This is a genomic window from uncultured Rhodococcus sp. (assembly GCF_963525155.1).
GTDB classification, from domain to species: domain Bacteria; phylum Actinomycetota; class Actinomycetes; order Mycobacteriales; family Mycobacteriaceae; genus Rhodococcus_F; species Rhodococcus_F qingshengii.
In genome coordinates this window covers 1-9,381 of sequence record NZ_CAURKP010000188.1, presented here as the reverse complement: position 1 = coordinate 9,381, position 9,381 = coordinate 1, and the positions used below count along the sequence as shown (strand labels likewise).

General features: G+C 61.6%; 11 protein-coding genes and 1 tRNA gene. 8 read left to right on the top strand and 4 right to left on the bottom strand.

Annotated elements, in window-relative coordinates; translation table 11 throughout:
- Positions 1–128 precede the first annotated feature (128 nt).
- The 3 genes from RWT78_RS24995 (at position 129) to RWT78_RS24985 (ending at position 2,093) form a co-directional block, all read left to right on the top strand.
- Positions 129–620: a MarR family transcriptional regulator gene (locus tag RWT78_RS24995; RefSeq protein WP_314681660.1), complete on the top strand. Its 492-nt coding sequence runs from the start codon at positions 129–131 to the stop codon at positions 618–620.
- A complete protein-coding gene (locus RWT78_RS24990) occupies positions 617–2,008 on the top strand; it encodes an MFS transporter (protein WP_314681658.1) in 1,392 nt (463 codons plus the stop codon). Before RWT78_RS24995 ends, RWT78_RS24990 begins: the two co-directional genes overlap by 4 nt.
- Before the next feature lie 12 nt (positions 2,009–2,020).
- Positions 2,021–2,093 (top strand) — tRNA-Lys (locus RWT78_RS24985).
- A gap of 88 nt (positions 2,094–2,181) precedes the next feature.
- On the opposite strand, the gene RWT78_RS24980 is transcribed toward RWT78_RS24985, so the two are convergent.
- Positions 2,182–3,033 carry an alpha/beta fold hydrolase gene (locus RWT78_RS24980; RefSeq protein ID WP_314681656.1) on the bottom strand — a complete coding sequence of 284 codons (852 nt, stop codon included), beginning with the start codon at positions 3,031–3,033 and terminating at the stop codon, positions 2,182–2,184.
- Positions 3,034–3,623: 590 nt separating this feature from the next.
- The gene (locus tag RWT78_RS24975; RefSeq protein WP_314681654.1) at positions 3,624–4,166 is read right to left on the bottom strand and encodes a TetR family transcriptional regulator; all 543 of its coding nucleotides are present in this window, start codon (positions 4,164–4,166) and stop codon (positions 3,624–3,626) included.
- A 121-nt stretch (positions 4,167–4,287) separates the two neighbouring features.
- Between RWT78_RS24975 and RWT78_RS24970 the strand changes: the two genes are divergently transcribed.
- The 3 genes from RWT78_RS24970 (at position 4,288) to RWT78_RS24960 (ending at position 7,163) form a co-directional block, all read left to right on the top strand.
- Complete coding sequence (locus RWT78_RS24970; protein ID WP_003940331.1) at positions 4,288–4,761, top strand: DUF4334 domain-containing protein; 474 nt, start codon at positions 4,288–4,290, stop codon at positions 4,759–4,761.
- A 29-nt stretch (positions 4,762–4,790) separates the two neighbouring features.
- Positions 4,791–5,879, top strand: a complete 1,089-nt coding sequence (locus tag RWT78_RS24965; RefSeq protein ID WP_003940364.1) for an NAD(P)-dependent alcohol dehydrogenase — start codon at positions 4,791–4,793, stop codon at positions 5,877–5,879.
- Between the two features lie 84 nt (positions 5,880–5,963).
- Positions 5,964–7,163, top strand: coding sequence for a low temperature requirement protein A (locus RWT78_RS24960; protein WP_075834255.1), 1,200 nt, complete (start codon positions 5,964–5,966; stop codon positions 7,161–7,163).
- A gap of 1 nt (position 7,164) precedes the next feature.
- Here RWT78_RS24960 and RWT78_RS24955 read toward each other — a convergent pair whose 3' ends face one another.
- Positions 7,165–7,749: a hypothetical protein gene (locus RWT78_RS24955; RefSeq protein ID WP_003940111.1), complete on the bottom strand. Its 585-nt coding sequence runs from the start codon at positions 7,747–7,749 to the stop codon at positions 7,165–7,167.
- A gap of 45 nt (positions 7,750–7,794) precedes the next feature.
- Entirely contained in the window at positions 7,795–8,172 is a 378-nt protein-coding gene (locus RWT78_RS24950; protein WP_020908916.1) for an MmcQ/YjbR family DNA-binding protein, read from the bottom strand.
- 99 nt (positions 8,173–8,271) lie between these two features.
- Here RWT78_RS24950 and RWT78_RS24945 point away from each other — a divergent pair, with 99 nt between their 5' ends.
- Positions 8,272–8,718, top strand: coding sequence for a hypothetical protein (locus tag RWT78_RS24945; RefSeq protein WP_003939955.1), 447 nt, complete (start codon positions 8,272–8,274; stop codon positions 8,716–8,718).
- 102 nt (positions 8,719–8,820) lie between these two features.
- The coding region (locus tag RWT78_RS24940) for a DUF937 domain-containing protein (RefSeq protein WP_314681652.1) at positions 8,821–9,381 on the top strand (561 nt) is incomplete at its 3' end.

The window sequence follows — 9,381 nt, the reverse complement described above, 5'->3', positions numbered from 1 at the left end:
GGCAACTTGCAAGCGAGTCCCCGGCCCGAAACGGGCCGACCCTCATACCGTCTAGTGCAATTGTTTATTCCCCCTTTTCCGTCGAAACCGTACTGGCAGCATCGAAACAACACAGTTAGACTGTCTAAATGAACGTTGGAGAGGGTCGCAGCAAGGCTCGAGACGAGATCGACGTACTTTGGGACGATCTGGGTGCCTTCGTCCGACGTCTACGCACCAAACGCAACGACCACAAGCTCACGCCGAGCCAGATCCAGGCCCTCGGCCACCTCGACCGACAAGGTCCGTCGACCGCCAAAGAGTTGGCAAAATTCGAGCGCGTCACGCCGCAATCAATCGCAAAGACCGTGGCGGCGCTCGAAGAACAGGGCATGGTGACGCGAAGGGCGGATCCATCGGACGGCCGCGCGGTCTTGGTCACGATGACCGCACTCGGCACATCGACCCTTCACGAAGACCGAACGAAACGAACAGAGTGGCTGGCCGAGGTCATCGACGCCGAGTGCACCGAAGCCGAGCGTGACTTGCTTCTGATCGCCGGCCGAATCCTGCGCAGACTCGGCCAGGGCGAGTCCCCAGCATCGACATCGATATCAGAGGAGTCACTGATGAACTCGTGACCACCGTCGTCGAAACGCCGACCCCCCAAACTTCCGTTCCCCTGAAACTGAGCCTTGCTCTCGGCTCCGGAACCGTTCTTCAAGCGCTGAACTCGTCGATGATTGCGGTGGCAATCGTCCCGATCGCCACATACTTCGGTTCCAGTTCAGGCACAGCGTGGGTCATCTCGGCCCTCTACATCGCGACTGCGGTCACGGCACCGGGGGCTGGTCGACTCGGATCGATCCTCGGCGCCAAACGCGTCTACCTCGCCGGATTGGGCCTGATCGCTGCCGGATCGATCCTCGGCTCGCTCGCCCCGTCGCTGGGCTGGCTGATCGCCGCACGAATCCTGCTCGGAATCGGCACGGCGACACAGTATCCGAACGCGATGACCGTCATCCGCGAATACGCTGACCGCCACCGGACTCAAACCCGTTCAGCTATAGCAACACTCACCATTTGCGCTCAATCGGTCGTCGCACTGGGGCCCACTCTCGGCGGGTTGTTGGTCGGCACACTCGGTTGGCAATCGATCATGTGGGTGAACCTCCCACTTGTCGTCGTCACTGCCGTATGGGTCTTCTTCGCCGCCCCGAACGACTCCGCCCTGCCCGACCGGGCCGGCGCCGCTGCGTTGTTCAAATCTCTCGACCCACTCGGCATCACCCTGTTTCTCGCTCTGACGACATCGACGATGCTCTTTCTCCTCTCTCTCGCCGAGCTCGCGAAGTGGTACCTCGTGCCATCGACGGCCCTCTTCGCGTTCCTGTTCGTCTGGTGGGAACGTCGAACGGCCTCGGCGTTCATCGACGTCCGTGCCGTCGCTCGAAACCGCGCACTGAGCATGACTCTCGGCCGGACGCTTCTGACGTACACGGCGTTCTACTGCATCTTCTTCGGGCTCCCCCAGTGGCTACAGGTAGCCCGCGGAATGTCACCGATCAGCGCCGGACTCTTCATGCTGCCCGTCGCTGCGGTCGGGATCTTCGCGACCATGTCCGCGTCCAGGGTGTACGGGAAATTCGGCGCACGGATCACCCTGCTGATCGGCACCGCCGCGTTGGCCGTCGGCGGGGTTCTGATCGCCTTTGTCGAATCGAGCTCGACTCCCCTAGTGGCACTCCTGCTGATTGCGGCGATCCTGGGCATTCCCAACGGCTTCAACAACATGGGAAACCAGAACCTGATCAACTCGGTGACCACCTCCGCCGACGTCGGAACTGCGATCGGTCTGTACCGAACAATCCAGTACATCGGCGCCAACCTTGCTGCCGTCGTCATCGAGCTGACCATGCGCGGAACCATCGACGACGCGGGTCTGCATCGCACTGGCGGGACCATCGCCGTCATCGGAATTGCCCTTCTGGTGGGGGTGGTGTTTTCACGGACTCTGCGGTCCCGTTAGACTCTGCGCCGCGCCCCTATAGCTCAGTTGGTAGAGCTACGGACTTTTAATCCGCAGGTCGTAGGTTCGAGTCCTACTGGGGGCACAAATGCAGACCCGGCACCTCATTCGGAGGCGCCGGGTCTTGTGCATTCGTGCCACATCGATTCGGGCCACATGAATGCATCAGCAGGTCATCGAAGCAGGAACTCGAGGGTCACGCGCTCGAATGCCTCCTTGGCTTCGATCATCACCCAGTGCCCGCAGTTCGGAAATACATGCAGTTCGGCGTTCGGAATCAGTCGCATCGGAATCATCGGCATGTCCGGTGGACACTGCCGATCATCGAGTCCCCATGTCAGCAAGGTCGGGCATTGCACCTTGTGCATCATCGACCAGTACGGCGGCACATCCGAGTTGGACATCATCTGCTGCTGAGCGGCAAAGGCTTTAGATCCGTACATCGGGGTCAATGCCTGGTGCGAGGCCGGATCGTTGGCCGTTTCCCATCGTTCCTCGATCCGCTCCTCGGTGACGACGGTCTTGTCGTACACCATGCATTCGAGCCATCGAACCAACTTCTCACGGTTGGGAGCGTCGGCGAAGTCCTGCAGGAGACGGGTACCTTCGCTTGGATTCTGACTGAAGATGTTCGGGCCGACGCCACCGATGGTGACCAGCCTGCAGACACGTTCCGGGAACCTCATCGCGACGTTGACGCCGACTACCCCACCCATCGAATTGCCGATCATCGCAGCCGATTCGATTCCCAGCGCGTCCATGAATCGGATCACCGACGACGCTGCCGTGATCACCGGATGGCCGTCGACGGGATCGCTCACGCCGAAACCCGGGAACTCGAGGATGTAGCAGTGGAAATGCTTCGCGAATACCTCGAGGTTCCCCCGATAGTTCCGCCAACCACTCACACCGATCCCGGAGCCGTGCAACAGGATCAACGGCGGACCATCGCCCGCCTCGTGATAGCGCAAAGTCCCCTTGTCAGTAGCGACTTCGCGTTTGGTCCCTTCGTAAGTCACGTCCATACCGCAAGATTAGAACGTGTTACAGATTTGCGACGGCTGATTGCGGAACTTCGCAATCACTGTCAGAAGCATCCCCCGCTGCCTCGACGCCCACTGCGATTCGTAGACTTCTGCTCGCTCGGTTTCGACTTCCCCGTCCCGGCCTTCACACACCGGTTGGGGCGCCGCACCTGCTCGAAGTGCCCGGCGCTCACCGCATGACCGGCCACGCTGACCTTGACCGGCGCATCCGCGCGGGCGGTTCCGACTTGCGCCGATCCAAACGTCAGGGCGCAAGCAGCCACAACGACCAGCGCTACCTTCTTCGAGATCTTCATATGCACGGCCACTTCGACACGGGTCCACTCCAGATGCTGAACAGGTGCGCGCACCGAAGGAACACGCTCGGCGTCGACGATATTCAGTCAGGGTGGCCGGCCGCGATCCTTTTGCTCACCAGCATCTGAACAGTCGACGACAAAAGTTTTGGCGGCACGTCAACATCCCGAGGGCGTCAACGAGCCGACGCCCAACGTACGCACCGATACTGAGAAATCCGTAAATCCGGGCAACCACACAGCGACGGGCGTGGACGTTCGCGTTTGGACTCGCTACGTCACAATCAAACGCCGAACCGCCTCGACTGCCGCCTCCCGACGTCGAGGGATGGAACGAGACGACTTGAGCGCGAGCATCCGGGCGATATCCGTGATCAGCAGGATCAACTCCGTGGGATTCCACGCGGGGTCGATGTGTCCCTCGAGCTGCCCCTTGCGGATCTCCGCAACTTTAGGCCGGAAGGTCTTGCTTCGTATGTCGTCCTCACTCATGACGTCCGGCGCTTCGAGATCCGCCCATTGCTGCAATCGGGCGTTCTCGGGATGGGCAACGTAGTTGTCGAAGAGGCGACCTGCATAGCCCGGCAAGTCGTCACCTCGAAGTGCTGTCTCCGCTGTTGTTTCGGACGTCCACTGTTCGGTCACGGCAGCGAACAACTCTTCCTTGCTTGCGAAGTACGCATAGAGACGGTCTTTGCTGGCACGCGCTTGCGCGGCGATCCGATTGATCCGCGCGCCGGCCAGCCCGTACGTGGCAAATTCGTCCTTTGCGGCCGCCAGAATGCGGTCCCTCGTAGCTTCCCCTGCTGAGCGCATGTTCACAGCCTAGAACGAATCGACCGTTGCCGAACCATCCGGTTCGGCGTAGCGTGCAGAGTTGACGAACAATTTGGTTCGCGAACAAGTCGTGCCACTTACCGTCGACTCGAGGAGAGACATGAATCTCAACGAAGCCCGAACTGCTTTCGCCCGGCTCCGTGCAGCGGAAAATGGTGTATCACCAGCAGAACTCGACGAAGTGTGGGCCGCGCTGGAAACCGTCGCCGCTGAAGAAATCCTCGGTGAGTGGAAAGGTGACGACTTCGCCACCGGTCATCGTCTGCACGAAAAGCTGTCCGCGAGCCGCTGGTACGGCAAGACTTTCAATTCCGTCGAGGATGCCAAGCCGTTGATCTGCCGAGACGAAGACGGAAATCTCTATTCCGACGTCAAGAGCGGCAATGGCGAGGCAAGTCTGTGGAACATCGAGTTTCGTGGTGAAGTGACCGCGACCATGGTCTACGACGGCGCGCCGATTTTCGACCACTTCAAGAAAGTCGACGATTCGACGCTCATGGGCATCATGAACGGAAAGTCGGCGTTGGTCCTCGACGGCGGGCAGCACTACTACTTCCTGCTCGAGCGAGCGTGATTCGCGCCGAACAGAATTCGAGATCCTCCATGCAGATGACAGCGGCGCTCTCACACGGCCCGCACTCCCCCTTCACGCTCGACACCGTCGAGATCGACGACCCCCGCGCAGACGAGATCCTGGTTCGCATCGTCGCGACCGGCCTGTGCCACACAGATCTGTTCACGAAGTCGGCGCTACCGGAAAGACTCGGCCCCTGCGTGTTCGGGCACGAAGGGGCGGGGGTGGTCGAGGCCGTCGGCTCGTCGATCGACAGCATTGCGCCCGGTGATCACGTGTTGCTGAGCTACCGCAGTTGCGGTGTGTGCAGGCAGTGTCTCAGCGGCCATCGGGCGTACTGCGAAAGCTCACACGGGCTCAACAGCTCTGGCGCACGCACCGACGGCTCGACGCCGATCCGGCGAGACGGAACCCCGCTACGGTCCGCCTTCTTCGGCCAGTCCAGCTTCGCGGAATACGTCATCGCCTCTGCCGACAACACCGTCGTCGTCGATCCTGCGGTGGACCTGACCGTCGCAGCTCCGCTCGGCTGCGGGTTTCAAACCGGCGCCGGCGCGGTACTGAATCTGCTTCGCCCCGAGCCCGACTCGACGTTTGTCGTTTTCGGGGCAGGCAGCGTCGGACTCGCAGCGCTGCTGGCGGCGAGGGCTGCCGGCGTTTCCACCCTGGTCGCCGTGGACCCCGTTGCGCAGCGGCGCGCACTCGCCGAGGAATTCGGCGCCGTCACTGTCGATCCCTCGAATGAAGATGTGATCGACGCGGTCCACGCCGCCACCGACGGAGGTTCGACGCATTCCCTCGACACCACCGGAATCGGCTCCGTGATCAATCAAGCCGTCACATCACTTCGAGCACGGGGAACACTGGCGGTAGTCGGACTCGGAGCATCCACGGTCGAGGTGAACATGGCCGACATCATGCTGAGCGGAAAGACAATTCGAGGATGCATCGAAGGAGAGTCGGAAGTCTCGACGTTCATCCCCGAACTCGTCGAACTCTTCACTGGTGGCCGGTTTCCGATCGACCGCTTGGTGACGCGCTACGCATTCGCCGACATCAACAAAGCCGTCGAAGATCAAGCGTCGGGGCGCGTCATCAAACCCGTTCTCGTGTGGTGAGGGGCGAAATGTCTCATTCGTCGACCCGACGGAATTCGCCCTAGACTGCGCTCCTGCACTAGACGTCGGAGCAAGGTGGGGACGATGACAGAACACACCAGTACAGGCGCGGGCCACGGCCGGGCCGTAATGCCGATCATCCGGATGCGCGCACGCAGCCGCGACGAGGACCATCGAGCATCGACGCCACTCGAACTGTTCTTCGACCTGTGTTTCGTGGTTGCAGCCGCACAGGCCGGAGTTCAACTGGTGCATGCTGTCGCCGAGGGCCACTACGCCGACGGCATCGCCGGCTATATGTTCGTCTTCTTCGCGCTGTGGTGGGCGTGGGTGAACTTCACCTGGTTCGCGTCTGCCTACGACACGGACGATGTCCCCTACCGGGTCGCGACCTTCGTACAGATTTGTGGCGTGCTCGTCTTCGCCGCCGGAATCCCCGACGCATTCGACGGAACCGACCGTACGACGGCCATCGTCGGCTACCTCATCATGCGAATTGCGCTCACCTGCCAATGGCTTCGAGCCGCCAGCGGTGAATCCGGTGCAGCGCGAACGACTGCTCTGCAATATGCCGCCGGGCTCGTGATCGTCCAGGCCGGCTGGATCGTGCTGCTCCTGATGCCGGCGTCGGCGTGGATACCCGGCTTCTTCGTTCTCATGATCGCCGAACTCGCGGTGCCGGCGATCGCCGAACGCAACCACCAGACGCCGTGGCACCCGCATCACATCGCCGAACGCTACGGCCTCTTCACCATCATCATGCTCGGCGAAACCATTGCTGCCGCCACCATCGCGGTCCAATCCGGCATCCGGGATTTCGACGCCGCCGACCTACTGATTCCGATTGCTGTCGGCGGAGTTCTGATCGTGTTCTCAGCGTTGTGGATCTACTTCGCCGTCCCGATCCACGAGTACCTCGCAGACCAGGGCAATCGCGCCGTCCTGTTGTGGGGATACGGGCACTACTTCGTATTCGGATCCGCTGCGGCCATCGGCGCCGGCATCGAAGTAGCCGTCGAGGAAGCAGTTGGCGAGGCGCACATTTCGACGTTCGCAGCATCTGCCGCGGTCACGATCCCCGCCGCGATGTTCCTGATCTTCGTGTGGCTCATGCACTCACGACATTTCAAGCGCGACAGGATCGAGCAGGCTGTTCTACCAGTGAGCGCAATCCTGGTTCTCGCCTGCACATTTGCCGGACACTGGGCTGTCCCGCTCGCCGGACTGGTGGCGGCGGGAACCGTCGGAGTCGGTGTCGGCCTGAGTACTCGGTCGAAGAGCTGACTCAGATTTCCGGAGCCGGAGCCTCGCCCTTGCTCTGCGGCTCGTGCTGCTTGAGCTCACCGCGCATCTTGTCGAGATCCTTGCCACGCTTTTTGTACATGTAGCCGAGCGCGACAAGTCCAAGGAACAACGCAACGCCCAGGACGGCACCGACAACGGATGCTCCGCGGAATCCGGGGCCGTCGACGTCGAGGATCCGCTCGCCCGCATGCGCAGCGTTGTTGTTGCCGAGAACAACTGTCAGAGAGAGCAGATTCGGCAGCGCGAAGATCACACCCAACGCGAGAGCCGTGATCTGCATGATTCGAGCATGCTTGCGCTTGCGCACCTGCCAGACCGCCCGGAAGAAGATGAGCGGGACCAGGGTGCACACGAGACCGAACAGCAGCCCCCACGCGATTCCGGCGCTGAAACTGCCGTTCGCCAACGACGCAATGCGCTGCGCCCACCAACGCGGAAGGAAGGCGGCAAGGATGAAGTAAGCGATGACCAGGACCACCGCCATCACTGCGATCCCGATGGCCTTCTTCGCCCACGGCGGCATGCCCGGTTTTGCGGTGGCCGGTGAAGTTTCCGGTGTCGTCATGACAATTCCTCGTCTAGTCGGCGTCTGTACTGACGAATCTATCCGTTACGGGCGTTCCTCATCCGCATCGAGAACGATCCGGGCAAGCCGCTTCGGCGCAACGAGGGTGAACGAGGTGTAGATCCACTCCTCCAGTTGCGACCATTTCTCCTCGGAAACGTCGGTGCCGATGTCGAGTGCAACCCACCCGTGTCGACCGAGTCCGTAGCCCGCAGCACTTGCGCCTGGTTCGGTGGCCACCACCGCTTCGGCTTCCTCCTTGCTCAGCTTGACGGTCAAGGAGGTGGCTTCGAGGTTGCAGAACACGAAGTTCTTGCCGCGGACCCGGAACGTCGGGTGGCCGTCCCACGCTTCGATGTCGACGCGCTCTGCTTCCGGCAGCGACAGCGAGATCTCTTCGAGTCGACGCATGTTGTCGGGCATGGAGACGATTCTGCACGCTCGATACCGAGCTTGACACCCGCGACACAGCTAGGCTCGGCGACGACCGCGTCACCGAACTCCGAACACAGGGAGACTGGCATGCGCACGTTAGTTCATCTCGTTCTGCTCATTTGTGGAATCGCCGTTGCCGTCGGCTCGTTCATGTACGTACTGGCCGGGGTCAAACCCGACAACGTTCGCCTCGAGGACCTGCGGGACGGCTTTCCGGCCGGGTGGGCAATCGAGCAACTCGGCGATCAGTCCGTGACCTTCTACCGGTCGATGGCGATACTTCTGCTCGCCGCCGCCGTATTGATTCTGATCGCCGCTTTGTTCGGTTCTCGTATCGCAGCGTGGATCGGAATTATCGTGGGATTGGGGACTCTTGGCACGTTCTACTACCGCGTGAACGATCAGTTCGACAATGTCATCAGGGAAAACTACTCCACGATCCTGACAAATCAGACAGGATTCATCTTGACGGCCGGCGGACTGATTCTCGCTCTCCTAGCGTGTCTGGTCCCCCGCGAGAAGACCCGAGCCTGACCGCTCGGCAACCGGAGGGTTACCGTCGACGCCGACATTCACTACTAGTGTCTGCAACAACCGGGTACTGACGAGTAGTACCCCAGAAGAGGTAGGGCATCAATGGCATCGCTTGACGACCTTCTATCCCAGATCCCCATCGACCAGATCGCGCAGCAACTCGGCGTGGACCAGGCAACTGCCGAATCGGCGGTCAAGACTGCACTTCCGACCCTCGTCGGTGGCCTCGGCGCCAACGCTCAGGATCCCGCCGGCGCAGCCTCACTCGAAAGTGCGCTGCAGTCGCACGCCGACACCAGCCTTCTCGACGACGGCGTCGACATCAGCAAAGTCGACACCGCTGACGGTCAGAAGATCGTCTCGAACATCTTCGGCGGCAACACCGATCAGGTCGCCAGCGCACTGGGCGGTGTCGGTGGCGGCGGTGGAAACGATCTGGTGAAGCAGTTGCTGCCGATCCTCGCTCCCATCGTCCTGGCTTACCTCGCCAAGCAGTTCACCGGTGGCGGAGCCGGCGCGCAGACCCAGGCCTCCGGTGGCGGCGGACTCGGGGACCTCCTCGGCGGAATTCTCGGCGGCGGCGGCAATTCCGGCGGCGGCATCGGCGGAGCACTCGGCGGTATCTTGGGCGGATCCGGGGGCGGCGGCCTCGGAGACCTGCTC

What these genes read in the sequence shown, in the direction of transcription:
- RWT78_RS24970 (WP_003940331.1), top strand. Translation starts at nt 4,288, where the DNA reads ATGAATCTCAACGAAGCCCGAACTGCTTTCGCCCGGCTCCGTGCAGCG.
- RWT78_RS24980 (WP_314681656.1), bottom strand. Translation starts at nt 3,033, where the DNA reads ATGGACGTGACTTACGAAGGGACCAAACGCGAAGTCGCTACTGACAAG.
- RWT78_RS24950 (WP_020908916.1), bottom strand. Translation starts at nt 8,172, where the DNA reads ATGCCCGACAACATGCGTCGACTCGAAGAGATCTCGCTGTCGCTGCCG.
- RWT78_RS24960 (WP_075834255.1), top strand. Translation starts at nt 5,964, where the DNA reads ATGACAGAACACACCAGTACAGGCGCGGGCCACGGCCGGGCCGTAATG.
- RWT78_RS24995 (WP_314681660.1), top strand. Translation starts at nt 129, where the DNA reads ATGAACGTTGGAGAGGGTCGCAGCAAGGCTCGAGACGAGATCGACGTA.
- RWT78_RS24975 (WP_314681654.1), bottom strand. Translation starts at nt 4,166, where the DNA reads ATGCGCTCAGCAGGGGAAGCTACGAGGGACCGCATTCTGGCGGCCGCA.
- RWT78_RS24965 (WP_003940364.1), top strand. Translation starts at nt 4,791, where the DNA reads ATGCAGATGACAGCGGCGCTCTCACACGGCCCGCACTCCCCCTTCACG.
- RWT78_RS24955 (WP_003940111.1), bottom strand. Translation starts at nt 7,749, where the DNA reads ATGACGACACCGGAAACTTCACCGGCCACCGCAAAACCGGGCATGCCG.
- RWT78_RS24945 (WP_003939955.1), top strand. Translation starts at nt 8,272, where the DNA reads ATGCGCACGTTAGTTCATCTCGTTCTGCTCATTTGTGGAATCGCCGTT.